Source organism: Pseudoalteromonas sp. OANN1 (assembly GCF_024124685.1).
Classification (GTDB): domain Bacteria; phylum Pseudomonadota; class Gammaproteobacteria; order Enterobacterales; family Alteromonadaceae; genus Pseudoalteromonas; species Pseudoalteromonas piscicida.
In genome coordinates this window covers 202205-228616 of sequence record NZ_JAMXSE010000003.1, presented here as the reverse complement: position 1 = coordinate 228616, position 26412 = coordinate 202205, and the positions used below count along the sequence as shown (strand labels likewise).

The window sequence follows — 26412 nt, the reverse complement described above, 5'->3', positions numbered from 1 at the left end:
TAGGTGTTATTATGTCAGGTCGTTGATTTAATCAGAACACGCTGATTTAACAACTACTATTAGCTTAGCGAAGTTAGAACACGTTGCAAGTTTTCTTGACTATCGGTGTCAAGCCAAGTCACATCTTGCCACCCCCTCAGCCAAGTTAATTGCCGCTTCGCCAGTTGTCTGGTCGCTGCGACGCCTTTGAAAACCATTTCGTTATAATCGCACTCGCCAGCTAAATACTCCCACATTTGCCGATATCCGACACAGCGAATAGAAGGCAAATCAGGGTGTAAATCTTTACGTTGATATAAGGCCAAAACTTCATTTTTAAAGCCTTCATCCAACATTATTTTAAATCTTTTCTCTATACGTTCATGTAAGACTTTTCGGTCATTTGGCGCAATCGCAAATTGATGAAACTGATACGGCAATGCATCCTGTTTGCTTTGCTGCAATTGAGTCATCGTTTTACCACTAATGCGATAAACTTCCAAAGCGCGGTTGATGCGTTGCGAATCGTTTTCGCTGATTTTAGCCGCGGCTTCTGGGTCAATCTCTTTTAACTGTTGATGCAGCGCAGGCCAACCCTTTTGTTCGGCTTCGCGCTCCAATACCGCTCTGATTTCAGCATCAGCCTCTGGTAATGGCGACAGGCCTTCAATCAAGCCTTTAAAGTACATCATCGTGCCACCGACTAAAATTGGCACCTTGCCACGCTGATGAAAATCATCAATTAGTTTAATAGCATCAGCACGAAACTCAGCAACCGAATAGCTTTGTGCAGGGTCAATAATATCAATTAGGTGATGCGGTGCCTGTGCTTGCTCTTGTGCGCTCGGCTTTGCCGTACCGATATCCATCCCTTTGTACACTAACGCCGAGTCTACACTGATGATTTCGGTATTTAACGCTTGGCATAACTCTATGGCCAATGCGGTTTTGCCCGCTGCTGTCGGTCCCATTAGGGTAATGACAGGTAACTTGTTCACATCTAACCTACTAATAAATTGCACTAATCTCGTATTATAGCTGATAGTACATGGTAATTAATACCTACTTAGACACGAATTACTGCGAACTTAAAAAAATGACCAACTTCTGGGCATCAATTGTAACCGCACTTTTATGAATACGAGCCAAACATGAGGCTTTTGAAAGTAATTTTTCTTTAACTAAATCAAAATGCTGGCTATCGAAATAGCTACTGGGTGTTGAGACTTCTAGCCACTGTAACCAATCTTGGAGTTCAGCATCTGAGCTTGGTTCCATCATCTGCTTAGAAATTTCACCAACATCTATGCTATAGAGCGACACTGGCAACTTTTTAACTAAAATATGGCCATCAAAAATTTCAATCGTAAACCCTAAAATTGCCAACCAAGTTTCACGCTGCTGCAATGCTTCCAGTGCGGCTTTATCTAACTTGATGCGCACAGGTAACAACAGCGCTTTGCCTTGCAGTGTGCCATCTTGCTCAATTTGCATTTGCCAATATGGCAACAGCCCTTGCCTACAATCACCAAACAACAACTGATTGTCTTGCTCAAGCATAACTTTGCCTTGCGGCAACAACATCCAGCTAGATTTACTGGCGGATATCGGGACGCTACTTACTTCACTTGACGGTAATACACCTTCTTCAATTTGATCGAAGTGCTGCATCTGTTGATGTGATAGCCCTTGATAGAGCTGGTTTACATTCACCTGTTTTTTGCCACCACCTGTTGCACCGCCATAATTACTTCGACCGCTACCTGAGGCTGCTCTTGATGCTTCAGAGCGCTCGCCGAAGGCACTTGGAGCCGAATAGGTCTGTGCTTGCGTTTCGGGCTGTAAGTTTGAACGGTAACTTTGATGATAGGTTTCATCTACCTGTTCTTGAGGCGTAAATAACGGCGATGTGGTATCAAGAGCTTGAGTCTCGGTCTCGCTTGCACAAGGTAAATCAATTTGCTCCGTCGCGACCTGCTTTATTGCTTGTACGATAAAGTCGTGAACCAAGCGCGCTTGATGGAAGCGAACTTCGTGTTTCGCGGGATGGACATTAACGTCAACTTGTCTCGGATCTAACTCAAGATATATGACAAAACCGGGAAGCTCTTCATGCCCGATTGATTCATCAAATGCTTGGCGAATAGCATGCAAGATGAGCTTATCTCGCATCATACGACCATTCACGTAGGTATATTGTGTGCCGTTGTTGACCCCTGCAGGTAACACCCAACCGAATAACCTCAGTCCCTCATGCCCTGAGTCGATAAAGCTTGCTTGCTGTAAGAATGCTTTACCACCAACTTGCGCAACTCGCTCAACCCCTTTTTCAATAGTGCGAGGGCGATATTGGCGAACCACCTTTTGGTTATGAGTGAGCGTGATGGCAACATCAAAACGACTCAATGCAATACGCTTAACCAGCTCATCGATATGGCTAAACTCAGTTTTTTCAGTACGTAGAAATTTCCTGCGCGCAGGCGTGTTGAAAAACAGATCTTTGACTTCAATGGTGGTACCGTCTGGGTGCGCGGTAGGTTGAACCTGCACAGCCATATCTCGCCCTTCGGCGAAAGCCTGCCAAGCAGTTTCTTGCGCTTGAGGTTTAGAGCTCAGAGTCAGTCGCGATACTGAACTGATGGATGCCAGCGCCTCACCTCGAAAGCCAAGCGAAGCAATACACTCCAGATCATCCAAGCTTTTCAGTTTACTTGTCGCGTGGCGAGAAAGCGCCAACATCAGCTCATCTTTAACAATGCCAATACCATTATCACGGATCCGAATAAGCTTGTGTCCTCCACGCTCAATATCTATTTGAATGCGCGTCGCACCAGCATCAATACTGTTTTCCACCAGCTCTTTCACAACGGACGCTGGCCGCTCCACCACCTCACCGGCTGCGATTTGGTTGGCTAACCGAGCTGGAAGTATTTCTATCGTCATCATTTACGCTTTTGGAATAGTTAAGACTTGCCCAATAAACAAGGTATTGTTTTTCAGGTTATTTGCTTTTTTCAATTCACTGACCGTAATGCCATAACGGCTAGCCAGCACACTCAATGACTCGCCACTTTTTACTTTATGCGTTACCGGCTTATTGGATTGCATACGCGCAAATAGCGAGTTATCCGGTGGATTTTTTTCATAATAGCCTTTTATCGAACTAAAAATAGCCCGAGCTAAACGCTCTTGGTAATGCGGAGACATTAATAGTTTTTCTTCTTGAGGGTTTGAAATAAAGCCTGTTTCCACCAGGATCGAAGGTATATCTGGTGATTTTAGTACCCCAAAGTTTGCAGCTTGCGGTCTGCTTTTGTGCATTTTTGCCACTTTTTTCAGCTCTTTGACGACTTCTTCTGCGACCTGAAACCCGGTTTTCATCGAATGTTCCATCGACATATCAAGTAGCGCTTTGGCTAAATATTTTTCGTTGGCCGTATCTTTAATTAAATCGGCTGCACCACCTAATAACTGTGAGTGTTTTTCTTTGTCTTCTAGCCACTTACCTATTTCAGAATTTGCTCTGCGCAGTGATAACACCCAGACCGACGCACCGCGTGGTTGAGGGCTGGTGAAGGCATCTGCGTGAATAGACACAAAGAAATCCGCTTTCCTTTCGCGCGCTCTTGCGGTTCTCGTATTCAACTTGAGGTAATAATCGCCAGTACGAATAAGCTTTGCGCTCATCCCCGGTTGGCTATCGACTAAGCGTGCTAAACGCTTCGCAATTTGAATGGTTACGAGCTTTTCATAAGTACCTGAAGGCCCAATGGAACCCGGATCTTCACCGCCATGACCCGCATCGATGGCGATGACAATATCTCTGTCTTGCGCCAGTGTTTTTCGTGGCGTGGCAGTTTTTGTATCGTCATAAGCGCTCATCTGCTTACCATACAAATCAACGACTAGTCGGTTTTTATACGGACCGGTTGGTGCTAACGCAAAGATTTTTGGCGTAGCGCTGCGACTTAGCTCCACAACAATCCGTGCAGAATTGCTATTCTTCGGTTTGCTGTGACGCACTTTGTTTACAACGCGATGTTCGTCAGGAATACTCGGAAAGTCTTTTTGTTGCTTAGTGTTTTCAAGGTCGATCACTAAGCGCAGCGGATTTTTCAGCACAAAATAGCTGTAATCCGGCTTATCGCTCATATCAAAAACAATACGAGTGCTTTCTGGAGAGGGCCAAACACGCACACTTTCGATGGCGTTTTGGGCAATGCTGTGCATGCTCGTTAAGAGCATGCAGATAAAAATGAAAATATAACTGATAGTCGGCTGATTACGCATAATCTTGTAATTGTTTTAATAGTGCCTCGCCGCGGCTAGACTTGGCCTCAAGTGTAATTTGACGGCCATCACCAGCATACTGCATTGTGACGTCTATATCTGGGTTTGGAATAAAGCCTTCACCTTTTTCAGGCCACTCAACAACACAGATAGCATTACTTGCAAAGTAATCCCGGATCCCCATGTATTCGAGCTCTTCAGGCGAACCTAATCGATATAAATCAAAATGATATATTGAGACATCATCCAGTTCATAAGGTTCAACTAAGGTATAAGTTGGACTTTTTACCTTACCTGAATGACCAAGGCTTTGCACAATACCGCGAGTGAGCGTGGTTTTACCTGCGCCTAAATCACCGTGTAAAAAAAGTACCGCACCTTGACGAATAACATTGGCAATTTTATTACCCATGGCAACTGTTGCTGGCTCATCAGCCAAATCGAATTTCATATGACCTGTCGTCACCCTAAAATACCTCGAATATGTTCGAATAAATCCCCGGCCAACATACCTTTTTCGCCATCATGGGCGGCCTGCTCGGCAGCTAAACCATGAATATACACGGCTAGGTTTGTTGCAGCAAATGCTTCCATCCCTTGGGCAATTAAACCGCCTATGATACCAGATAAAACATCGCCCATCCCAGCACTCGCCATTCCCGCACAGCCTGAACGATTAATATTTATCCGCTCACCTTCAGATATCAAACTGCCCGGCCCTTTTAGTACCGTAACAGCGCCATATTCATGGCTAATTTTTTTAGCCACCGCGAAGCGGTCGTGTTCATTTAGCGGTGTCTCTAAGTAACTCAATAACCGCCTTGCTTCACCTAGGTGAGGCGTTAACACCCAGTTTGATTTTTGCCTCGGTACATGCGCTAAACAATTGAGCCCATCAGCATCCATAACCATCGGCAATTCAGTTGCCACCGCACAGTTAAAAAGTGATTTTGCCCAAGCGTCTTGACCAAGCCCGGGACCAAGCACTATCACACTGGCTTTTTTCATCAGTGGCGATAACTCATTCGCACTCCCAACACCGTGCACCATTAATTCAAAGCGCCCCTGTAAGACGCTCGCGATATTATCAGGATGAGTCGCTACCGATACAAGGCCAGCCCCAGCTCGCAGAGCGGCTTCTGCTGCCAATCGAATTGCCCCAGCCATGCCACGATTACCGCCAATAAGTAACACATGACCATGGGCATTTTTATAGCTATCTAATGCTCGCTGCGGCCTTGCTGCCATGAAGGTTTCATGATTTAAATAATTAGATGTTGGCGTTACTAGGGTTTTGAATGATTCACCAACATCCAAATCGGCTAACAATAACGTTCCCACAAAACGCTTTGCTGAGCCGCTAAGTAAGCCCTGTTTTAACGCGATAAATGTGATGGTTTTGGTAGCTAAAAATGCACTGGCCGCAACTTCTCCTGTTGTGGCATTTATACCGCTCGGTACATCAAGTGCCAACCTAGTAATTGGCAGTTTATTTATTTTGTCAAAACAAAGGCAAACATGGTCAGGCAGCTCACCTCTAAAACCGGTGCCGAACACACCATCAACCACAACCGTAAACTGGCTTAACTCTACCTCGTTCAACGAAAAAACCAATGCGCCTTGATATTGAGAAAATGCCTGCTGCGCATCGCCCATTAAGCTTTCGGGTGCAAATAACGCAAATACGGTGACGGAAAACCCAGCCTGCTGACATAATTGAGCAACGACAAAACCGTCTCCCGCGTTATTACCTTTACCTGTGATAACTAAGATATGGCTGGATTTTGGCTGGCTGTTTTCAATAAAGCGAAATGCAGCAGTCCCAGCTCGTTGCATTAAGGTACTTAGGTTTGTACCTGATAACTTTGCGGCTTTTGCTTCATATTGCTGTACTTGTTGGGCTGAATAAGCAAATTGTGGTAAATTGTCCGTGTATTCATTAGCCATTATTTCTTCCCGTGACGACCGATAATATCAATTATAGTGAACTTGCAGCACAAATTAAGCAATGGGGCCAAGAACTTGGCTTTGCAGAAGTCGGTATAACCGACATTGATTTACGCGATCATGAAGCGCAACTTCAGCGCTGGTTAGACGCAGGCTATCATGGTGAAATGGCGTATATGGCGGCGCATGGAATGAAGCGTGCCCGCCCCGCTGAGCTGGTTCCTGGCACTCAGCGCATTATTTCGGTGAAAATGAACTACCTGCCACCCGATGCCAGCTTTGCCAGAGCGCTTGGTAACAAAACCACCGCCTACATCTCTCGTTATGCATTAGGTCGAGACTATCATAAAGTAATGCGCAACAAGCTAAAGCAGCTCGGACAAAAGATTGAGCAAGAAGTCGGCACGTTAGGGTTTCGTCCTTTTGTCGATTCAGCCCCTGTACTAGAGCGACAAATTGCAGAAAAAGCAGGACTTGGCTGGCGTGGAAAAAACAGTCTAGTGATTAATAAGCAGGCGGGTTCTTGGTTTTTCTTGGGTGAGCTGTTTGTTGATATTCCTCTTCCCATTGATAAACCAAACCAAGAAGAAGGTTGCGGCCGTTGTACCGCCTGCCTAACTTTATGCCCCACCGGCGCCATCGTAGAACCTTATGTCGTCGATGCGAGACGCTGTATTTCTTATCTCACTATAGAGCTTCAAGGCGCTATCCCAGAGGAATTTAGGGCAAAAATGGGGAATCGGATATACGGTTGTGATGATTGCCAGTTAGTCTGCCCATGGAATCGCTATGGTCAAATAACGGAAGAAGCCGACTTTTTGCCGCGAACTCAACTTAAAGATCAGCAATTGTTGGCCTTATTTGCTTGGGATGAAGCAACATTTTTGAAAAACACCGAAGGTAGCCCCATTCGCCGGATTGGACATGAACGTTGGCTGCGAAACTTAGCCGTTGGCCTTGGCAATGCACAATACGATGAAGCTATCGTTATAGCACTTGAGGAAAAACGTCAAAATACCACTCCCCTTGTTATCGAGCATATCGACTGGGCGTTGGAGCAACAAAGACAAAAGTCAGACCAACATGAACGCAAAAAAGCAAGGTTGATCCGCATTATTGAAAAGGGCTTGCCACGAGACGCTTAGCGGATTTGTTGCGAGATGTTTTAAGGGCTTTGTCGCGATAAACCCGTGCTAAAAAGTCGCGCTAAAGCGCGACCTACGGCGGTATTGGAAAGTAGGGTTGCTATTCTGAGCGTCGCGAGAGTAGTTTTAAGTCTTCTTCAATATCATGGAAAGCGGTTTTCACTTCTCGCACACTTTCTTCCCGTGCGACTGAGCTTTGAATCGCTTTATCGACGTTTTGATAGATAAACATCTCCTGATCTTCGTCTAGACCCATTGTCGGAATGCGCTCTTCAAATAACTCTTGTAATGAACGGAACACTTTTTCGTTTTCTTGACGATTTCTATCAAGCAGCGACACCATGCTATTAAATTTACCTTGCACCATCTTTATCGCTTCTTCCAAATCTTCGTGTTGCTGTACCAGCTTGCGTTTAGTGGAAATAGCAATTAACTGTTGCTCCGTTACACTGGCAATAAAGCAAATATGATCCCGCAATCTACCGTGTTTATCAGGATCGTCTCCCGGCATATTGAGGATTAAAATACTCAAAAATGGATAGTTAACCAATATGCGGTTAGTAAATTCATGTAATCGCCCTTTGGTGTGTAAGATCTCAAATAATTCAATGACGATAGGTGAGCAAATTCCCGTAGTTGCAAAGTGATGCTTTTGTCCCTCAAGCCGAACCTCAACATTACAATTAAGTCCCAGTCCCTTTAAACATTGACATAAAGCTTCCGCCAGTCGTGGGATTGTTTCTATTTCACCGATTTGCTCGATGTAGGTAACGATTTGCCCCATTTCACTGCTATTAGCCATGGCGCTAAATGCTGTGGAGGTTGCATCTTCAATTTGCTGAGCCAGAATATCTTTTTCTAGTAGCATTTGATTCAAGTGCGTGAGCTTGGCTTTTAGCTCACCTTGGCCAAACGGCTTAACAATATAATCTTCAGCACCCACTGAGTAGCCTTCCATGCGCTCTTCAACAGAGCCCCTTGCCGACACAAACATAACGATAATATGCTGTGTGTTTGGATTGGCTTTAATCGCCTTACATACCTCATAACCGCTCATTTTTGGCATACTCACATCAAGTAAAATAACTTGAGGGTCAAAGTCTTCAACTACAGCTAGACATTCATGACCGCTTTCAACGGTTTTTAACTCAAAGTCTAAGTCTTCTAAAATCTCTTCAATGATTTCTAGATTAAATGGTTCGTCGTCAACTGCTAAGATTCTACGTAAAGCCATAAATGAATATCCTTCGTCGATTCACAATGGGAAAGGCACTGTGGGGAAAATACGGTAACTTAAGACCAGTGCTTCAACAGCTCCCAATCAGATTGTATTAGTACAAGCTCTATCATTATTTATAGACGCTTACTCAACGCCTTTCCAATTACCACAATTACACCGCGTTACTTTCAAGGTGCTCTGTTAACGGCAGGCTCACATTGATACATGCTCCGCCTTCAGGATTATTCTCGGCGTAAATCTGCCCTTTATGCAGTAAAATAAATTCCTTACAAATAGCAAGACCTAAACCCGTGCCGCCAGCACCACTGTCTGTTTTACTGCTTTGCACAAACTTGGCAAAGATCTGTTCCAATTCGTCATCCGGAATACCAACCCCTTGATCGGCAATCTTGATATGAATGTCTTGCTCTTTACAGCTTAACAGTACACTCACCTCACTACCTTCCGGGCTAAACTTGAGCGCATTGCCCAATAAGTTTCTGATCACTTGATTCATTTGCTCCGGATCGCAAAAGGTCATCACGCCTTGAGCGGGCTTTTCGAAACGGATTTTTATCTTTTTCTCAAGCGCAGTGCCCGATACATCTTCAATACCGCTTTGGATCACATTAACGAGGTTGTGAAAGCTTGGGTTAAATGGAAAGCGACCTGCATCTAACTTTGATAAATCAAGCAGATTGTTAAGCAATACCAATAGACGCTCACCACTGGTTTCGATACGAGATAAATACTTTTTGAGCTTGTCTGCCGGCACTTCAGGAGCCGTTAGCTTATCTAAACCGAAACGTGCAAAACTTAATATAGAGTGCATTGGTGTACGCAACTCATGGGACATATTGGCTAAAAATTCAGATTTCGAGAGGTTGGCCGCTTCCGCCGCCTCTTTGGCTTTTTGTAACTGTGCCGTTCGAGCTTGCACTTCAAACTCTAGCAACTCTTTGGTTTCTTCTAGTACTTCTTGCTGCTCTTTAAGCTTTGAGACATTTTTAAAAATGACCGCAAATGCCATATCACCGTGATGATCGATTTCGTTAAACGTTCCCATCAAAGGAATACTGCGTTCACCCGCTTTTGGCAGACTCAGCTCACAGTTAAAATGCTTTAACATACCAACATGCTTCATCAAATCGCGTAATTGCGACACGGATATTTCATCAAATAGCTCAAAAATAGAGAGTGGCTGTAGCTCTTCTTCCGTCAGCTCAAACAATTCGCAACACGCGTCATTTGCTTCAATAATATGGCCTTGACGGTTGAACAGCATAATCGGATCCGGGGTATGTTTATAAATCACACGCAACAGACTATCGCGTTCAATTAAGGCATCGACCGTATCCTGTAGGCGCTCAACCAACTCTTGGTTATGGCGTCTTAAGAGCTCTGTTTGCCATAATTTATGTAGGCTTTGTAATAAATCGCTCTCATCAAACGGTTTAATCAGAATGTCCTCAACCCCTTGACGCACGGCTTCTAACATATCCACTTGATTAACCCGAGAAGTCATCAATAAGCAGCGGCAATTGTGATGCACTTGACGAACTTTATTAAACACATCTAAGCCTGTGTCTTTTTCTAGATTAAAGTCACAAATAAGGAGATCAACAGGGTGTCGCTCGGCAACTTGCATCGCTTCATCAAGCGTCGTCGCGGTCGTCACCGCAAGCTGTGCTCCGCGTAGACCGTTAGCTAAGGTCTCTAGGCGAGGCGTATGATGGTCAACCAGCAACACTTTGGGCAGCACTAACGTATTAGTAGAACCAATTTCCAGTAGGCGCTCAAGTAAGCCAGTAATATCTTTATTGGCAAAGAAAGGATAGATCACAATGCCATTTGGCAAGGCCCGGTTGATTTCACTGAAAGATTTTAAGTGCTCGGCATTATCGGGTTTAGGTGCCAGCAACACTAACTTATCATGATTCCTCAGTTGATATAACGCTTGGAGCTTACTGGCGGGCACCCCATGAGCAATAACAACAACATCAAACTTATCAAAATCGAGATTTGCTTCCAGACTCCGGTAATGCACATGCTCTACCTCACCACCGAGTAACTCAAATAATACCTTTACTCGCATCGCTTGCACACTGCTGCTGTCAATAATCAGCACTCGATTCGTCATAACCAGATCCTTTACCGATAATTCTGAGATCCAGTTTAGTAGAAGAATCACAAGACGCTAAAAAATAGCACTATTTTGATATGTTTGACGCCGCGGTCTAATTCACGCAACGAAAAAAATTCAAACAGCAAAGACCAACGGCGTATAAAGCTATGCGAGAGATTTGCCCAAAATCGTCAAGCTATAGTGATTACCATCCATGACCGCGACATTAGGTAATTCTCCCCACTTTTTATAACCGTGTTTTTCAAACAAGCGGATACTGGGGAGATTATGAGAAAAAATAAAGCCAAGTAACGTCGTAATAAACAGAGTTGGCGCTTGCTGCTCTGCAAAATCCATGAGTTTACTACCTAACCCTTGGCCTTGTGCCGCTTTTGCAAGATAGATACTCACCTCAGCCGTACCATCGTAGGCAGGACGTCCATAAAAGCTGCTAAAGCTTATCCATGCAACCACCTCATCCGCCTGCTCTACCACATAAATTGGGCGATTTTGCGTATGTGCGGCGAACCAACTTTGCTTTTGTGCTACGCTTACGGGCTCCGTATCCGCTGTGACTTGGCGGCTCGGTATCGTTTCGTTGTAAATGGCAACAATGGCGCAAAGGTCATGCGGTTTAGCGAGTCTAATATTCATGAAAGCTGATCAAGGTAACGAATATTTTCGTATCATAAGAGATAACATAAATAAAAGGAAAGCACTGATGATAAAAAGTCTTTCGATTCTGAGCTTAGCGCTTGGTTTCCTAATCTCGAGTAACACGTATGCAAAGACATCCAGCTGTGATGATTTTACCAATGTTGAGCTGCGAAAACTGCGTTCTGATGACTCACTTAATCTATGTGAATTTAAAGACAAGCCGCTTCTCATCGTAAATACAGCCAGCAACTGTGGATTTACCGGACAGTTTGAAGGGCTTGAGCAACTACATCAAAAATATCAAGATAAAGGTCTTGTTGTTCTTGGTTTTCCCTCTGATGACTTTTTTCAAGAAGAAGACGACGAAAAGGAAACTGCAAAAGTATGCTTTATCAACTACGGTGTAACCTTCAATATGTTTGCGACATCGGAAGTTAGAGGCTCGGATGCCAACCCCATTTTCCAACATTTGAATGAAGTAACAAGTTCTCCAAATTGGAATTTTTACAAATACTTAGTGTCAGCTGATCGGAAGACAATTAAGCGTTTTAACAGTCGCACAAAACCTATGTCTGACGAGCTCACTAGCGAAATTGAAAAACTCTTGCCTAGATAAGCTGATTTTTTAACGTACCTAGATTAGAATAAAGTATGAATAATAAATAATCATCGGAGAAATTATGGCAATCGCTAGTGCAAGACACATCCTAGTAGATAGTGAAGCGCAATGCATGGAGCTCAAAGAACGCATTGCAGCAGGGGAAGATTTCGCAGAAATCGCAAAGCAGTACTCCAATTGCCCGTCGGGCCAAGATGGTGGTGCGCTAGGTGAGTTCGGACCAGGCATGATGGTGCCTGAATTCGATAAAGTGGTTTTTTCAGCCCCAATCAATCAAGTACAAGGGCCAGTGCAAACGCAGTTTGGTTTTCACTTGCTTGAGGTAACCAGTCGTAGCGATTAATTCGCTTGCGAAAAGTTAATCACTTCGCCATCATTCCTTAATACCAACTCGCTACATTTACTGAATGAGCGAAAAGATACTTAGTTGAAGGAATGATGGCATGAAACTTATCGGTTCGAACACCAGTCCATACGCCCGTCGGATTAGAATGTGGGCCGCGGCTAAACAGCTCCCAATGAGCTACCAGCATATAGATATATTTTCTGAAGCAGGCCATGACGAACTTATTCGCCATAATCCTGCCCGTAAAATCCCATTTTTAATAGACGATGCACAACTTATTTGTGATTCAAATCTGATTGTTCGCTATCTCCGTGAAAAACATCAACTTCCATTTCCCAGTTGGGATCAAGAAAATTGGCTGATCCTTATCAATGCCTGTAATGATTCTTTGGTAGAACTGTTACTTAGTAAGCGCTCTGGTTTTGATATTGAACAAGATAAACTATTTTTTAATCTACAGCGGGAACGAATTGGCCATACCCTGCACTATCTCAATGAAGAGTGTGTGACAGAAGAGTTTTTACACTGTGATTATCTCCAAATCAGTTTATACTGCCTTATTGATTGGGTTCTATTTAGAGAGCTCGTCGACCTGAGCGATTACACCAACCTGATGGCATTTCATGACCGTTGGCAAAGCCAAGCAATCGCCCAGCAAACTGATCCACGAAATTGAGAACACCTATGATGAATGAAGAAGAAATTGGCTCAGAAGTCAGTGAGTTTATTGAGCAAGTAAAAAATACTGAAAGCGTTTGGGCACTTAGCTCTGATGACGGCGGTATGGTTGTGGTTGACTCAAACCAGTTTGATGAGACTGATGTGTTATTGCTGTGGGATAGTGAAGAAAAAGCGCAAGCTCAATGTCGCGACGAGTGGAGTGAATTCTCGCCGATGAGTATTGATGTTGAGAGTTTTCTTGACGAATGGGTACTCGACCTAAAAGAAGATGATGCACTTGTTGGTCTAAATTGGAATGACGACAATGTTTGTGTTGAAATCGAGCCCGTTGGTCTTGCTAGACTACTTGTCGATACCGAATAAAAGCACACCTCACCAAAGTGACACTCATCCCTTGTGAGTGTCGCTATTCACCCGGCTTTGACACCAAAGCAACTAAAGTCCCTTCAATGGCTCTTACATAAGCTTGTGTTACTCTACCCTTTTGGTTTGGTGGACTTAATGGCTCAGCTCCAGCGGCGACCGCTTTATCATAGCATTCGGGCACATTTTCACAGCTGATGGTAATTTCAAAACCAAGTGCAGGCTGTTTAGGATGGCAACGAATATAGTCTTGCCTAAACTGTGATTGGGCTAACGGGTGGCTGGCAAAGGCGAGTTTCACTTCTCCTGTGTCTAACTCACCATAATCCCCTTCATCAGTCATATCAAAAGTACTCAAGCCAAATGCTTGATAGTAAAAATCCAGCACTTCCTCAACACTTTCTACATAAATCACCGCTTTAGCAAACACCTAAGCCCCACTATCAATAAACCTAATGTACTTAACCTGAGTTTTGGGTAAGAAATGAGCTAACTCTTTATTTTTCAAGCTTGTCTAAACCATATACTTGTCTAGCCAGAGAGTTTTAGGGATAACTAGGCGGATTTACGCACTAATAGCTGGCTATTGGAAGTAAATTCAACAAAGTTAGCGCTGAAACTAGCTGCTAGAAAGGCATTAATTATCCGAAGCTCAGGTTATATATAACTTAAGCACAAATGTTGGGCAAGGTAAAACAAAGTAAGAGCGTTCAGGGGTTAAATATAGTCGGTGGTGTAAACAGAAGTTGGTAGGATAGGTGTGGAACTTATGTTTAGCTCGACACACTAACCAAATGGTGTCGAGCTAAAATTCTCGCAAAAAGCCTTACGACTTATTGCGGTTTTCTTTTGCGAATGCGCGAAGCTTACGCTTTTGCGATAGCGTCATTTTGTTTGAACGACCAGCGTAAGGGTTATCCCCTTCACGGAATTCAATCTTAATCGGCGTACCCATTACGTTAAGCGCTTTACGATAGTAGTTCATCAAATAGCGCTTATAGCTATCTGGCAGTTCGTGCACCATATTGCCGTGGATAACAATACGCGGCGGGTTATAACCACCTGCGTGTGCGTACTTAAGCTTCACACGGCGTCCACGAACTAGTGGTGGCTGGTGATCCGCCTGAGCCATATCCATAATACGACGTAACATTGCTGTACTTACTCGCTTAGTCGCTGACTCATAAGCTTCGTCAATCGACTCAAACAAGTGACCAACACCTGTACCATGTAATGCGCTGATAAAGTGCAGACGAGCAAAATCAACAAAGCCCAGTCGTCTGTCTAGCTCAGTTTTGATACGCTCTTTGACATAATCATCAAGACCATCCCATTTGTTTACCGCAATAACCAACGAGCGCCCCGCATTTAGCGCAAAACCAAGTAGGCTCAAGTCTTGATCTGAGATCCCCTCGCGCGCGTCTACAACGAGCAATACCACGTTGGCATCTTCAATCGCTTGCAGTGTTTTGATAACCGAGAATTTCTCTACGACATCGCTGACTTTCTTACGCTTACGTACACCGGCGGTGTCGATTAACACGTACTCTTTATCATTGCGCGTCATCGGAATGTAAATTGAGTCGCGCGTCGTACCCGGCATATCGTAAACGATAACGCGGTCTTCACCTAAAATACGGTTAGTTAGTGTTGACTTACCTACATTTGGACGACCGATAATCGCAAGTTTAACAGGCTTGTCTTCAAAACCTGTTTTGCCGTCTTCGGCTTCTTCACCTTCAAGGTAAAGCTCAGCGATATCTTCATCGTCATTCTCAAGCTCTTCATCTTGAGCCGTAAGCTCAGCGATAATCGGTTGTAGCGTCAACTCTAATAATTGAGTAACACCACGACCGTGCGCGGCGGCGATCTGTTGAACGTCACCGAGCGCTAGCTGGTAAAACTCAGCACAGTTGGAGTCAGCGTCAATGCCATCCGTTTTATTGGCGACAACAAAGCAGTTTTTCTGTTGTTTACGAAGGTGTTGCGCGATAGCTTGATCAGCAACCGTCATACCTGCGCGCGCATCCACCAAAAATAGCACAATATCCGCTTCTTCAATTGCAAGCAGCGATTGCTCGGCCATTTCAGTTTCAATGCCTTCTTCAGAGCCATCGATACCACCCGTGTCTACCACAATAAACTCGTAGCCTTCATAGTTTGCTTGGCCGTATTTACGGTCGCGAGTCAGACCCGGAAAGTCAGCAACTAACGCGTCACGAGTACGTGTTAAACGATTAAACAGTGTGGATTTACCCACATTAGGTCGCCCAACCAGAGCGATCACAGGAAGCATAGACTACCTCTTTTAAAAACAACAAAAGGCTTCGCAAAAGCGAAGCCCCATAAAATATCTAAAAATTCAGAAAGTTACTGCGGAATTTGAACTGCGCTAAGCTCACCATCACGCGTGTAAACAAACACTTTGCCATCGACCACAATCGGTTCGATAAAAAAACCTGAACTATCAAACTCGGTACGCGATACTAACTCACCAGAGCTCTTATCCAACCAATGTAAGTTACCTTCCTGATCGCCAACCACTACGTAGTTGCCAGCAACCGTAGGAGCAGTTAGGTACCACCCGCGCAGAGCTGGTTGTGTCCAACGTTCAATACCTGAGTTTTTGTCTAGTGCGTACAGTACGCCATCGCTATCAACCAAATAAATTACGTCAAGATCGAGTGTGAGGTCTCGGTAACTACTGTACTCACGATCCCACACCACATTGCCGCTGCGCACATCAATGGCGACTAGTTTACCATTATAGGCGATAGAATACACATATGCGCCGCTTACAACGGGTTTAGTATCAACATCAACTAAACGTTCAAACTCAGAGGCCCCTTTTGCAATTGCAACATCCGAGCTCCATGCGGTAAAACCGTTTTCAGCGATAAGTGCTGTTAACTTACCACTTTCTTCGCCAACTAATACGCCACCATTCGCGCTGGTCGGTGAGCTTAGGCCTCGTAATGTCAGCGCAGGGACTTCTTGCTCATAGTGCCAGCGCTCTTCACCTGTATCAGGGTGTAGCGCAACCAGCTTGCCAGAACCTAAGTTAACGTAAAGAAGACCATCGCCTGCAGCTGGCGCAGAAAGCGCTTCACCCGGTACCGACTTACGCCAAACTATTTCGCCGGTTTCACGGTCAAGCGCAAAAACCTGTCCGTGCTCAGAGCCAACATACAGTTTGCCATAAGCTTGTGTGATCCCACCTGACAGCTTCGCACTGTCATTGTCTTCCCATGGCCAAAAGTTCTTATTCTCACGAACATCAACTCGCCACTTTTCTTTACCTGTTTCAGTATCAAACGCTGTCACTATACCTTCACGGGCAGCGGCAAAAACAGTGTTCTGGTAGCTTACAGGAGATAAGCGCGAAAAGTAGTGCTCAACCCCGTCACCAATCCCTTCTTGCCAAACAACAGTGGCGTCGAATTGATTGTTGATCTCAGGGAGTTTTAACTCTTCTTCATCATCACTAGAAGAACAACCAGCGGTGAGTGCTGCAACACATAAAGCCAATGAGGCCATCGTTAACTTCTTCATGGCAACTCCTTAAACCGTTGTCTTTTGTGCAAGATCATCCAGTTTAATTTGCAGCATAGGGTTGCTATTGCCTTCCGCCGCTTCTAATGCCGATTGATAAGCACTACGTGCTTTATCTTTATCGCCTTGAGCAAGGTAAATATCACCTTGGATCTCAGCAAGCTGTGCCTTAAACGCTTCTGGCATAGGCTTAGCCAGTGTTGCAAGTGCTTGTTCGTATTGAGACTGAGACGCTTGTACACGTGCAAGTCTTAATAAAGCCGTTGCTTTTAGTTCAGCGTTGGCAACATTGTCAGCCGCCCAAGTTAGCTTCTCGGCAGCTAGCTTAAGATCATCTTTGTCAATTGCCTCTTTAGCAGCAACGAAAGCCGCTAACACGGCGTAGTTAGAATCTGCATTTGCAGCAACAAAGGCGTCGCTTTTTGCTAGTATATCGTCACTTTCAACAACCTGAGTGTATGCTTCCGATGCCGCTTCTGCGCTATCGATCTGGCTTTGGTTATACGCTTTCCAGCCATACAGACCACCTAAACCAAGCACGGCACCGACTACTATCGTTGTACCATTTTCACGGAAAAATCGTTTTATTGCTTCTGCTTGTTGTTCTTCTGTTGAATAAATTTCCATTCTAACCTCTTAGCTTACCAGCTCTGCTAACAGCGTTTTTACTTCTGCAAGTGGTAAGGTGATTTGTTCTTTCTCTTCACGCAGATACTTCACTGTCACTTTGCCTTCAGCGAGTTCATCTTCGCCTAGCACGAGCGCAATAACAGCATCGCTTTTATCTGCACGTTTAAATTGTTTCTTAAAGTTGCCACCGCCACAATGAACCATCACGCGAAGGCCAGCAATATCATCTCGTAATTGCTGTGCAACTACTGGCGCTTGAATCGCCGCTTTGTCACCCATAGCAACGACATATACATCAGCATTACGACGAATATCACCCACACATTCCAGCGTTTGTAGCATCAACACTAAACGTTCGATACCCATAGCAAAACCAACGGCTGGCGTTGCTTTGCCGCCAAGCTGCTCAACCAAGCCATCGTAGCGGCCGCCAGCACATACAGTGCCCTGAGAACCTAAACTTGTTGTCACCCATTCAAATACGGTGCGGTTGTAGTAATCTAGGCCACGTACCAGTTTTTCATTAACTTGGTATTCGACGCCAGCTGCGTCTAAACGTTCACACAAATTAGCAAAATGTTCGCGTGATTCTTCATCTAAGTGTTCAGAAAGCTTAGGTGCATCAACCAGTACAGCTTGCACCTCTGGGTTTTTGCTATCTAACACGCGCAGTGGATTGCTGTACATACGGCGCAGGCTGTCTTCGTCAAGCACTTCTTTGTGTTGCTCCAGATATGCAATCAGAGCATCGCGATATTCAGCACGCGCTTCATTTGACCCCAAAGAATTGAGCTCAAGCTTTACATGATCTTGAATACCAAACTGCTGCCATAAGCGCGCCGTCATTAGGATCACTTCAGCATCAATATCTGGTGTTGCCATACCAAAAGTTTCAACACCAAATTGATGGAATTGACGGTAACGGCCTTTTTGCGGTCTTTCGTGGCGGAACATCGGCCCCATGTACCAAAGGCGCTGTTCTTGGTTATATAGCAAACCATTTTGATTACCCGCTCGTACGCACACAGCAGTACCTTCCGGGCGTAGCGTTAAGCTATCGCCATTACGGTCATCAAAGGTATACATTTCTTTTTCGACGATATCGGTCACTTCACCGATAGAGCGCTTAAATAGATCGGTCGACTCAACAACAGGAAAGCGGATCTCTTGATAACCAAAAGCCGCTACTGTCTCTCTTAATACCGATTCTACTTTCTGCCAGACTTGCGTGTCACCTGGCAGACAATCATTCATTCCACGGATTGCCTGAAGTTGTTTAGTCACTGAAAACCCTAACTTAAATTTGTCACCAATCGATTTACTGCTGCTTGAACTTTTAACTAAATACGCTCAAACAGCCTCATCGCATTGGTTTTATTTCTTTAATGCCATTTATCGTCGTGCAGTTTAGCACGCCGTGAGAAAGCGCGAAAATTCGCTTATCTTAACGATTACGCAGGTGTCAGTCGATGATTTTTACATCGATTTTTTCTTCACTTTCTTTTTTCTCTACATATTCTCGGATCTGAAACTCTAATTGAGCGACGATATCATCATTATCAATCCGTGTTTTTTGGCGCTCGCCATTGATATAAAGGCCTGAACGGCGATTTGCGCCAGCAAGACCTAAGTCACTGACAAGTGCTTCACCAGGGCCATTGACCACGCAGCCAATCACAGACACCGAAATTGGCGTGACGATATCTTCTAACCGCTCTTCCAGCTGATTCATTGTATTCACTACATCAAACTCTTGGCGAGAGCAACTTGGGCAAGCAATAAAATTAATGCCGCGCGAACGAATTCGCAGTGACTTTAGAATATCAAAACCTACTTTGATTTCTTGCACCGGATCAGCCGCAAGTGAAACACGTAATGTATCACCAATCCCTTCAGCAAGTAACATCCCTAGACCAACTGCCGATTTAACCGAACCGGCTCTAAAACCACCTGCCTCGGTGATCCCAAGGTGCAGAGGTTGATCGATTTCTTTTGCCAATAAACGATAAGCGCCAACGGCTAAGAACACATCGGAAGCTTTTACCGAGACTTTAAACTGCTCAAAGTTATGGCGCTGGAGAATTTCGACATGTCGCATCGCAGACTCAAGCAAGGCTTCAGGTGTTGGTTCACCATACTTTTCTTGCAAATCGCGCTCTAGTGAGCCGCCATTCACACCAATACGAATTGGGATATTGTGCTCACCCGCCGCGTCAATCACTGCACGAATACGGTCTTCACTGCCAATATTCCCAGGGTTTATCCGCAAACAATCGGCACCGTACTTAGCCACTTGTAATGCAATACGATAATCGAAGTGAATATCCGTAACGAGTGGAATATCTACTTGCTCTTTAATGCTTTTGAATGCTTCAGCTGCATCCATTGTCGGCACAGAAACACGGACAATATCCGCTCCGGCGTCTTGGATAGCTTTAATTTGTGCCACCGTCGCATCAACATCTAGAGTATTGGTGTTCGTCATAGACTGTACTGCTATCGGTGCGCCATCACCAATAGGCACATTACCGACATAGATCCTTGTTGATTTTCTACGCTTTATAGGTGGTTCTGAAAACATGCTGACTACTCTGTTAACGGTAAATTGAATTTAGCTAGACGGTTTTTAGTAAACGCAGGCAAAGACACTGGTTTACCGTCAAGCGTGACCTCTACGGCCTGATGCTTGCCGAGTATAACAGAAAAAGGGGCCTTACCTTCAACTGTCATAGTATATCCCGCTTTTTTAACACCAAATGCAACACGCTCTTGTGTTGCGTCAAACATTTCAACCCAACTTTCTTCGTTGAAATGCATGACTACCGTGCTCAATGCCGAGTTTCGTTTTACCGTTTGCGGTTTCGTTTCAACTGGCACCGAAACCTCCGCTTCACTCTCCTGTGGCTCGCTTTGCGGGGTTGTGTCATTGTTTTGCTCAGTAGGTAATGCTAACTCATCAACCTTTGGCGTTGTGGCATTTTCAACTGGCGTCTCAAGCTGAGTGACCGGCGTTTCAGGCACCACTTCTTGCTCTGAGCTACTGGTCTGCCAAAACCAAAATGCCGACGACCCCAGCACGATAGCCAGCACAATGTAGCTCACCATCATTAGGCGGTTATCGTGGGCTTCTTTATGAGTGCGGCGAGAAAAGCTTTGCATTCGCTTTTTCTGTGGCGGCAACTCCGGAGATTGATATCGAGCCAGTACTTCCGTCGGATTCAATCCCAGTAACGCGGCGTAATTTTTAATATAGCCACGCACAAAGGTTTCAGGCCCTAGGTCTTGATAGTCATCCTGCTCGAGCTTGGTAAGTTGGGCATGAGTCATCTTTAAGCGCGATTCAATTTCAGCAAAGCTGATCCCGGCATTTTGTCTTGCCGTTGCTAAAGTTTGCCCGAGTGAAGGCTGCTCTTGTTCAGGTGCTTCCTGCTCTTTCATTGTTTGGTTCATAAAACGTAATTTGTTGGGTCTACAATTAGTAATCCGTGGCCTGCTTGCAGCGCCACATCAGGAGTGAGTTTATTCCATCGCATAATTTCATCGATCAACACACCATATCGATCGGCAATACTGAGCAAAGTATCTCCCGCCGTAATTTCATGCACGACATTGGGATTGTTAAGATACACCTTTTGACCTGCGTACAATCTTGCAGATTCCCGCACTTGATTATATTCCATCAATTCAACCATTTTAATGTCGTATTTGACTGAAATACTAAATAGGTTTTCACCTGCAATAACAGTATGAAAAGGTACCTGAGGAGGCGCAACGTCACGATTTAATAACGGCACACTTGAACTACTTGATGACGTAGTCGCTAACACTTGAGGCTCACGTGAGCGAGGACTAAATGTGACTTCCGATGGGTCTGGTTGATAAAACTCAACCCGAGCTTCAGAGTCCGAGCTAACGTTCACTAAAGACGTGCTTTTTGCCACTTCAGGTTTTGCCGAAGGCGCAAAATTATTGGCCTCATCGGGTGAATCAACGATGAATGACTGGGTTGAATTCGATTGCGTTTTCTTACGTTTAATTTTAATTTTTGGATTCGCAACAATATGACTAGGCGACGCCTCGGCAAGCTTATTTAACTGTGCTTCTCGGTAGCGATTGCGCAACCGTTCAAATTCACTTGCAGCGATATTATTCGTTAAGATCAGCCCTGCTTGAGCAGATTTTGGGTAACTTTGCACCAAAGTCGTGGCGATGTCTTGCGCCTTCTGTAAGTGGCCCATTTGCATATGCACTAAGTGCCCAAGCATTAAGCTTCTTGGTGAAATAAATCCACGCTTGGCAACATTATCAAGCACATCTTCTGCTCTTAAGAAATCACTGCGAGCATAGTATAAGCCCGCGAGCGCAAGTTGCGACGACATCTGCTGAGCGTTATGCTTAATCGCGCTTTGCAAATATTCCTCGGCTAGGGAATACTCATTTTGTTTCAGCGCACACAGCGCCAAGTTTTCGTAGCTTGCCGATACCCGCAAATAACTTGGTACCTCAATCGCTTTGAAAAAATATTGGCTCGCCTTGTCATACTGACCAACTCGGCAAAGAAAAGTGCCATAGTTGTTTAGCGTGTCGGGGTTATCTGGCTCAATATCCAAAGCCGCCTGATAGGCATTATCAGCGCGTTGTTGCTCACCCACCTGCTCGTAATAATACGCCAACGTATAATGGGCTTCGGCCAGTTTTGGCGCTAGCTGTAATGCCCGCTCTAAATTAAATTTGGCTGAGGTAGTGTTACCTGAATTGAGATATTGAAGTGCCAGTGCAATGCGAGTTCTTGCGGCATTGGTGTTATTGACTTGTTGTTCGGCCACAGGACGCCCGTCGGAGCGATAACTACTCTCCGTCACACAACCTGACAGAACTAAACTCGCGCCTGCGAGAATGGATGCAGCCAATCCTGTTTTGCGATAATTTCGCGATTGCATCACTCACCTTTGAATGCCACTGGGTTCTATGTGTGCCCTATATTACCCAAAAGGCTAAGAGATTCATCTATTTTTTACCAGATAGTCAGAACTTATCTGTGGTCAAGATGAAATGAGCTGGGTAAACCCAGCTCATGAATATTATTGTGCGCTCACATTGACAGCAATGGCGTTATCGTCACGCTGTTTTTTCTTAGCTAAACGCTTGGTTCTGTCTACAACATCACCTACTAGCTGTCCACATGCAGCGTCAATGTCATCGCCACGGGTACGACGAACGATACAGGTCAGTCCTGCTGCTTGTAACACCTTAGAAAACCTATCGATGCGGCTGTTGCTAGAGCGACCATATTCATTACCCGGGAACGGGTTAAATGGGATCAGGTTAATTTTTGACGGCGTGCCTTTGAGAACTTGCACCAACTCATGGGCATGATCTGTACTGTCATTAACATCTTGTAGCATCACATACTCAATGGTGACGTCTTTATTTGCTTTAGAACCATCGATATAGCGACGACATGCTGCTAGGAACTCTTCAATCGGATACTTTTTGTTGATTGGTACAAGCACATCACGTAGTGGATTGTTTGGCGCATGTAGCGAAATCGCCAGTGCCACATCAATCTTTTCTTTCAAAATATCAAGCGCAGGTACCACACCCGATGTACTTAGCGTAACGCGGCGCTTGGATAAACCAAATGCCCAATCGTCCATCATCAGTTCCATCGCTGGTACAACATTATTTAGGTTTAACAGAGGCTCACCCATCCCCATCATAACGATGTTAGTAATTGGGCGTTTAGTGCTATCGCCTTTATGCAGACCAATGTCGGTTGCCACGCGCCAAACCTGGCCAATGATCTCAGACACTTTTAAGTTACGATTAAAGCCTTGCTGTGCCGTTGAGCAGAAAGTACATTCCAAAGCACAACCAACCTGAGAAGATACACACAGTGTTGCTCGGTCTTTTTCTGGGATCCACACAGTTTCAACTTCTTGGCCGCCTTCAAGCAATAGGGCGTACTTAATGGTACCGTCAGAAGCCACCTGCTTTACTGAAATTTCAGGTGCTTTAATCTCACACTCAGCCTGCAACCGCGCACGCAACTTTTTGTTCAAATTGCTCATGTCATCAAAGTTGTCGATACCAAAATGATAAATCCATTTCATCACCTGATCCGCGCGAAACGGCTTTTCGCCATATGATGCAAACAACTCGCGCATCCCCTCGCGATTTAAATCAAGTAAGTTAATTTTTTTCTCAATAGTGGTCATGAACAACCTCGGTTAAAGACGGTAAGAACAGCTAAATTGCCAACAACGCATTGTACAAAAAAGCAGCAAACATCACAAATAATGTAACGTGTTTTGTGAAGTAGTGTGATTACTTTACAAAGCACGCTAATCCCTTTACTTAGCTACGGGACAAAAAAAGGGCTCGAAAGCCCTTCTTTGGCACCAAGTCTCGAATTAACGAGTACGTGGGCAGATTTCTTCTTCAGCGAAGAAGTAAGCGATTTCGCGAGCAGCAGACTCAGGCGCGTCAGAACCGTGTACTGCGTTTTCGTCGATGCTGTCTGCGTAGTCAGCACGTAGTGTACCAGCTAGCGCTTCAGCAGGGTTAGTAGCACCCATGATTTCGCGGTTTTTACGAACTGCGTCTTCACCTTCAAGCACCTGAACCATTACTGGACCAGAAGTCATGAAAGAAACTAGTGCACCAAAGAAAGGACGCTCTTTGTGCTCTGCGTAGAAACCTTCAGCTTTCTCTTGAGAAAGGTGAACCATTTTTGATGCAACGATTTTAAGACCAGCAGACTCAAAACGGTTGTAGATAGCACCGATGTGGTTTTTAGCTACAGCATCAGGCTTGATGATTGAAAAAGTGCGCTCTAAAGCCATCTTTTTTGCTCCAAAATATTATTGTGAATATTAACGGGCGCGAATTATACGTGTTTTGGTAGAAAAAACCTACTATCTCGCGCCGCTTTCTTTGCGAAGAAACGAAAGTTTGGTGAATTATTTGTCGATTAAATACGCAGAATTGCCAGCAGAAGCCTTAACAGTAAGGTCTCTTGCCCTTCCTTGCACAATGTCAAAAAACCTGATCTACATCAAAATTACTTACTTAGCTTTCTTCTATACTGCGCCGCTTTTTAGAATCAGCACACGAAATCACTCAACAGGCCCTAGTTCAATGTATGAGGTAAACCATGTTTGTACCAGAACTTCTCTCTCCTGCCGGCAGTTTAAAGAATATGCGTTACGCTTTTGCGTACGGTGCCGACGCTGTGTACGCCGGACAACCAAGATACAGTCTACGTGTACGCAATAACGAATTTGACCTAAACAACCTCGAAATCGGTATTAACGAAGCCCACCAGCAAAACAAAAAGCTCTATATCGTATCAAATATTGCGCCGCACAACGGCAAAGTGAAAACTTACTTACGTGATATTGAGCCCGTTATCGCGATGAAACCAGACGCGCTTATCATGTCCGATCCCGGGCTAATTATGCTGGTGCGCGATAAGTGGCCAGACATGCCAATTCACCTATCCGTACAAGCGAATGCTGTTAACTATGCGGCGGTGCAATTTTGGGCCAAACAAGGGGTTGAGCGCGTTATTCTTTCTCGCGAGTTGTCGCTACAAGAAATAGAAGAAATTCGTACATTGTGCCCAAATACTGAGCTTGAAGTGTTCGTTCATGGCGCCTTATGCATGGCTTATTCTGGTCGCTGTTTATTGTCGGGTTATATCAACAAGCGCGATCCAAACCAAGGCACTTGTACCAATGCCTGCCGCTGGAGCTACGATGTCAAACCGGGTCAAGAAAACGAAACTGGCGATGTTGTCCATAAGGTCGATCCAAAAGCAATTATTCCAACCTTAGGGGAAGGTCAACCCACCGACGAAGTGTTTATGCTCGAAGAGCAAGGTCGCCCAGGTGAATACATGCCAGCATTTGAGGATGAGCATGGTACTTACATCATGAATTCCAAAGATTTACGTGCTGTCCAGTATGTTGATCAACTGACCCGCATGGGCGTGCACAGCCTTAAAATCGAAGGCCGAACCAAGTCATTCTATTATGTTGCTCGCACCGCACAAGTTTACCGTAAAGCCATTGATGATGCCGTTGCGGGTAAACCATTTGACCCAAGCCTAATGAAAACCCTAGAAAACCTAGCCCACCGAGGATATACCGAGGGCTTCTTGAAACGTCATGTACATCAAGACTATCAAAATTACGACTACGGTCATTCGGTGTCTGACCAACAGCAGTTTGTTGGTGAAGTGCTAGGTCGCACTAATAATGGTCTCGTTGAGATTGAGGTTAAAAACAAGTTCTGTACTGGTCACAGCTTGGAATTGATGACGCCTAAGGGCAATATTCACTTTAATCTGGAACACATGGAAAATAAAAAAGGTGAAGCGATAGATGACGCCAAGGGTTCTGGTCATATCGTCAAAATTCCACTGCCAGAAGACATAGACTTAAGTCACGCCATTTTAATGCGCAATTTGGGCCAAAGTGAGGACACTCGTAATCCTTTTAAAAAGGCATAACGATGGCACTGCTTATTAATGATAAATGTATCAACTGTGATATGTGCGACCCTGAGTGTCCTAATCAAGCCATTTACATGGGCGATAAAATTTATCAAATTGACCCTGACAAATGCACTGAATGCGTCGGCCATTACGACACACCAACCTGTGTGAGTGTCTGCCCCATTGATTGCATCAAACCAGATCCAAACCACAAAGAAAGCCTTGATCAGTTAGCCGAAAAGTACCTTCGACTCACCGAATAATAAGGTGAAGCTACGCGCTTCACCTTATTAACCTCTCAACAAGCCTCTTCCCTACCTCGCGATAAAGATTTCTTACACCTCTTGTCGAAATTTCAA

At 44.7% G+C, this 26412-nt stretch carries 25 protein-coding genes; 7 read left to right on the top strand and 18 right to left on the bottom strand.

All coding sequences use genetic code 11. The annotated features are described in order from the left end of the window. Positions 1-59 precede the first annotated feature (59 nt). The 5 genes from miaA to NH462_RS04355 all read right to left on the bottom strand — a co-directional run bounded on the left by miaA (position 60) and on the right by NH462_RS04355 (position 6216). Positions 60-950: a tRNA (adenosine(37)-N6)-dimethylallyltransferase MiaA gene (gene miaA / locus NH462_RS04375; RefSeq protein WP_226899384.1), complete on the bottom strand. Its 891-nt coding sequence runs from the start codon at positions 948-950 to the stop codon at positions 60-62. 106 nt (positions 951-1056) lie between these two features. Beyond that, positions 1057-2922, bottom strand: coding sequence for a DNA mismatch repair endonuclease MutL (mutL, locus tag NH462_RS04370; protein WP_253104372.1), 1866 nt, complete (start codon positions 2920-2922; stop codon positions 1057-1059). A gap of 3 nt (positions 2923-2925) precedes the next feature. Next, positions 2926-4269: an N-acetylmuramoyl-L-alanine amidase gene (locus NH462_RS04365; RefSeq protein ID WP_253104370.1), complete on the bottom strand. Its 1344-nt coding sequence runs from the start codon at positions 4267-4269 to the stop codon at positions 2926-2928. Further along, on the bottom strand, positions 4262-4735 hold the full coding sequence (gene tsaE, locus NH462_RS04360) for a tRNA (adenosine(37)-N6)-threonylcarbamoyltransferase complex ATPase subunit type 1 TsaE (RefSeq protein WP_010605655.1): 474 nt from the start codon (positions 4733-4735) through the stop codon (positions 4262-4264). The genes NH462_RS04365 and tsaE overlap by 8 nt, the downstream gene beginning before the upstream one ends. Beyond that, positions 4732-6216 carry an NAD(P)H-hydrate dehydratase gene (locus NH462_RS04355; RefSeq protein ID WP_253104367.1) on the bottom strand — a complete coding sequence of 495 codons (1485 nt, stop codon included), beginning with the start codon at positions 6214-6216 and terminating at the stop codon, positions 4732-4734. Before NH462_RS04355 ends, tsaE begins: the two co-directional genes overlap by 4 nt. 11 nt (positions 6217-6227) lie before the next feature. Between NH462_RS04355 and queG the strand changes: the two genes are divergently transcribed. Beyond that, complete coding sequence (queG, locus tag NH462_RS04350; protein WP_253104365.1) at positions 6228-7361, top strand: tRNA epoxyqueuosine(34) reductase QueG; 1134 nt, start codon at positions 6228-6230, stop codon at positions 7359-7361. A gap of 100 nt (positions 7362-7461) precedes the next feature. Here the strand turns inward: queG and NH462_RS04345 are convergent, their stop codons facing one another. From NH462_RS04345 to NH462_RS04335, 3 genes are all read right to left on the bottom strand, one after another. Beyond that, positions 7462-8595, bottom strand: a complete 1134-nt coding sequence (locus tag NH462_RS04345; RefSeq protein ID WP_253104361.1) for a response regulator — start codon at positions 8593-8595, stop codon at positions 7462-7464. A 157-nt stretch (positions 8596-8752) separates the two neighbouring features. Next, positions 8753-10720 carry a hybrid sensor histidine kinase/response regulator gene (locus NH462_RS04340; RefSeq protein WP_253104358.1) on the bottom strand — a complete coding sequence of 656 codons (1968 nt, stop codon included), beginning with the start codon at positions 10718-10720 and terminating at the stop codon, positions 8753-8755. Positions 10721-10870: 150 nt separating this feature from the next. Then, positions 10871-11359 carry a GNAT family N-acetyltransferase gene (locus tag NH462_RS04335; RefSeq protein ID WP_239979745.1) on the bottom strand — a complete coding sequence of 163 codons (489 nt, stop codon included), beginning with the start codon at positions 11357-11359 and terminating at the stop codon, positions 10871-10873. Between the two features lie 67 nt (positions 11360-11426). Between NH462_RS04335 and NH462_RS04330 the strand changes: the two genes are divergently transcribed. The 4 genes from NH462_RS04330 (at position 11427) to NH462_RS04315 (ending at position 13371) form a co-directional block, all read left to right on the top strand. Then, positions 11427-11978 (top strand): glutathione peroxidase, encoded by a 552-nt coding sequence (locus NH462_RS04330; protein ID WP_010377364.1) that lies wholly within the window; start codon positions 11427-11429, stop codon positions 11976-11978. Between the two features lie 64 nt (positions 11979-12042). Continuing rightward, positions 12043-12324, top strand: coding sequence for a peptidylprolyl isomerase (locus NH462_RS04325; RefSeq protein ID WP_010377362.1), 282 nt, complete (start codon positions 12043-12045; stop codon positions 12322-12324). Positions 12325-12424: 100 nt separating this feature from the next. Then, positions 12425-13003 carry a glutathione S-transferase family protein gene (locus NH462_RS04320; RefSeq protein WP_017217044.1) on the top strand — a complete coding sequence of 193 codons (579 nt, stop codon included), beginning with the start codon at positions 12425-12427 and terminating at the stop codon, positions 13001-13003. Positions 13004-13014: 11 nt separating this feature from the next. Continuing rightward, complete coding sequence (locus tag NH462_RS04315; RefSeq protein WP_253104480.1) at positions 13015-13371, top strand: DUF2750 domain-containing protein; 357 nt, start codon at positions 13015-13017, stop codon at positions 13369-13371. Between the two features lie 43 nt (positions 13372-13414). Here NH462_RS04315 and NH462_RS04310 read toward each other — a convergent pair whose 3' ends face one another. From NH462_RS04310 to ndk, 10 genes are all read right to left on the bottom strand, one after another. After that, entirely contained in the window at positions 13415-13801 is a 387-nt protein-coding gene (locus NH462_RS04310) for a VOC family protein (protein ID WP_039494395.1), read from the bottom strand. Positions 13802-14197: 396 nt separating this feature from the next. After that, positions 14198-15667: a ribosome biogenesis GTPase Der gene (der, locus tag NH462_RS04305; RefSeq protein ID WP_010377355.1), complete on the bottom strand. Its 1470-nt coding sequence runs from the start codon at positions 15665-15667 to the stop codon at positions 14198-14200. Between the two features lie 74 nt (positions 15668-15741). Then, positions 15742-16923, bottom strand: a complete 1182-nt coding sequence (bamB, locus tag NH462_RS04300; RefSeq protein ID WP_017217048.1) for an outer membrane protein assembly factor BamB — start codon at positions 16921-16923, stop codon at positions 15742-15744. 9 nt (positions 16924-16932) lie between these two features. Beyond that, positions 16933-17550, bottom strand: coding sequence for a tetratricopeptide repeat protein (locus NH462_RS04295; RefSeq protein WP_010377351.1), 618 nt, complete (start codon positions 17548-17550; stop codon positions 16933-16935). Between the two features lie 9 nt (positions 17551-17559). After that, positions 17560-18837 (bottom strand): histidine--tRNA ligase, encoded by a 1278-nt coding sequence (gene hisS, locus NH462_RS04290; protein WP_045987785.1) that lies wholly within the window; start codon positions 18835-18837, stop codon positions 17560-17562. A 178-nt stretch (positions 18838-19015) separates the two neighbouring features. Continuing rightward, positions 19016-20134 (bottom strand): flavodoxin-dependent (E)-4-hydroxy-3-methylbut-2-enyl-diphosphate synthase, encoded by a 1119-nt coding sequence (ispG, locus tag NH462_RS04285; protein WP_253104355.1) that lies wholly within the window; start codon positions 20132-20134, stop codon positions 19016-19018. Between the two features lie 5 nt (positions 20135-20139). Continuing rightward, on the bottom strand, positions 20140-20991 hold the full coding sequence (locus tag NH462_RS04280) for a RodZ domain-containing protein (RefSeq protein WP_253104351.1): 852 nt from the start codon (positions 20989-20991) through the stop codon (positions 20140-20142). 8 nt (positions 20992-20999) lie between these two features. Then, positions 21000-22493, bottom strand: coding sequence for a type IV pilus biogenesis/stability protein PilW (gene pilW, locus NH462_RS04275; protein ID WP_253104349.1), 1494 nt, complete (start codon positions 22491-22493; stop codon positions 21000-21002). A gap of 141 nt (positions 22494-22634) precedes the next feature. Beyond that, positions 22635-23771 (bottom strand): bifunctional tRNA (adenosine(37)-C2)-methyltransferase TrmG/ribosomal RNA large subunit methyltransferase RlmN, encoded by a 1137-nt coding sequence (locus NH462_RS04270; protein ID WP_039494386.1) that lies wholly within the window; start codon positions 23769-23771, stop codon positions 22635-22637. A 195-nt stretch (positions 23772-23966) separates the two neighbouring features. Beyond that, a complete protein-coding gene (gene ndk, locus NH462_RS04265; RefSeq protein WP_010377338.1) occupies positions 23967-24398 on the bottom strand; it encodes a nucleoside-diphosphate kinase in 432 nt (143 codons plus the stop codon). A 311-nt stretch (positions 24399-24709) separates the two neighbouring features. On the opposite strand from ndk, the gene yegQ reads away from it, so the two are divergent. Together yegQ and NH462_RS04255 are read left to right on the top strand one after the other, a co-directional pair. Continuing rightward, a complete protein-coding gene (gene yegQ, locus NH462_RS04260) occupies positions 24710-26068 on the top strand; it encodes a tRNA 5-hydroxyuridine modification protein YegQ (protein ID WP_253104346.1) in 1359 nt (452 codons plus the stop codon). Positions 26069-26070: 2 nt separating this feature from the next. Beyond that, complete coding sequence (locus NH462_RS04255) at positions 26071-26316, top strand: YfhL family 4Fe-4S dicluster ferredoxin (RefSeq protein WP_010377334.1); 246 nt, start codon at positions 26071-26073, stop codon at positions 26314-26316. The last annotated feature ends 96 nt before the right edge of the window (positions 26317-26412 follow it).

Bases quoted from the DNA above. Each gene is read 5' to 3' on its own strand.
- miaA (WP_226899384.1), bottom strand. From the start codon at position 950: ATGGGACCGACAGCAGCGGGCAAAACCGCATTGGCCATAGAGTTATGC.
- mutL (WP_253104372.1), bottom strand. From the start codon at position 2,922: ATGACGATAGAAATACTTCCAGCTCGGTTAGCCAACCAAATCGCAGCC.
- NH462_RS04365 (WP_253104370.1), bottom strand. From the start codon at position 4,269: ATGCGTAATCAGCCGACTATCAGTTATATTTTCATTTTTATCTGCATG.
- NH462_RS04355 (WP_253104367.1), bottom strand. From the start codon at position 6,216: ATGGCTAATGAATACACGGACAATTTACCACAATTTGCTTATTCAGCC.
- NH462_RS04345 (WP_253104361.1), bottom strand. From the start codon at position 8,595: ATGGCTTTACGTAGAATCTTAGCAGTTGACGACGAACCATTTAATCTA.
- NH462_RS04340 (WP_253104358.1), bottom strand. From the start codon at position 10,720: ATGACGAATCGAGTGCTGATTATTGACAGCAGCAGTGTGCAAGCGATG.
- NH462_RS04335 (WP_239979745.1), bottom strand. From the start codon at position 11,359: ATGAATATTAGACTCGCTAAACCGCATGACCTTTGCGCCATTGTTGCC.
- NH462_RS04330 (WP_010377364.1), top strand. From the start codon at position 11,427: ATGATAAAAAGTCTTTCGATTCTGAGCTTAGCGCTTGGTTTCCTAATC.
- NH462_RS04325 (WP_010377362.1), top strand. From the start codon at position 12,043: ATGGCAATCGCTAGTGCAAGACACATCCTAGTAGATAGTGAAGCGCAA.
- NH462_RS04320 (WP_017217044.1), top strand. From the start codon at position 12,425: ATGAAACTTATCGGTTCGAACACCAGTCCATACGCCCGTCGGATTAGA.
- NH462_RS04315 (WP_253104480.1), top strand. From the start codon at position 13,015: ATGAATGAAGAAGAAATTGGCTCAGAAGTCAGTGAGTTTATTGAGCAA.
- der (WP_010377355.1), bottom strand. From the start codon at position 15,667: ATGCTTCCTGTGATCGCTCTGGTTGGGCGACCTAATGTGGGTAAATCC.
- bamB (WP_017217048.1), bottom strand. From the start codon at position 16,923: ATGAAGAAGTTAACGATGGCCTCATTGGCTTTATGTGTTGCAGCACTC.
- NH462_RS04295 (WP_010377351.1), bottom strand. From the start codon at position 17,550: ATGGAAATTTATTCAACAGAAGAACAACAAGCAGAAGCAATAAAACGA.
- ispG (WP_253104355.1), bottom strand. From the start codon at position 20,134: ATGTTTTCAGAACCACCTATAAAGCGTAGAAAATCAACAAGGATCTAT.
- NH462_RS04280 (WP_253104351.1), bottom strand. From the start codon at position 20,991: ATGAAAGAGCAGGAAGCACCTGAACAAGAGCAGCCTTCACTCGGGCAA.
- pilW (WP_253104349.1), bottom strand. From the start codon at position 22,493: ATGCAATCGCGAAATTATCGCAAAACAGGATTGGCTGCATCCATTCTC.
- NH462_RS04270 (WP_039494386.1), bottom strand. From the start codon at position 23,771: ATGACCACTATTGAGAAAAAAATTAACTTACTTGATTTAAATCGCGAG.
- ndk (WP_010377338.1), bottom strand. From the start codon at position 24,398: ATGGCTTTAGAGCGCACTTTTTCAATCATCAAGCCTGATGCTGTAGCT.
- yegQ (WP_253104346.1), top strand. From the start codon at position 24,710: ATGTTTGTACCAGAACTTCTCTCTCCTGCCGGCAGTTTAAAGAATATG.
- NH462_RS04255 (WP_010377334.1), top strand. From the start codon at position 26,071: ATGGCACTGCTTATTAATGATAAATGTATCAACTGTGATATGTGCGAC.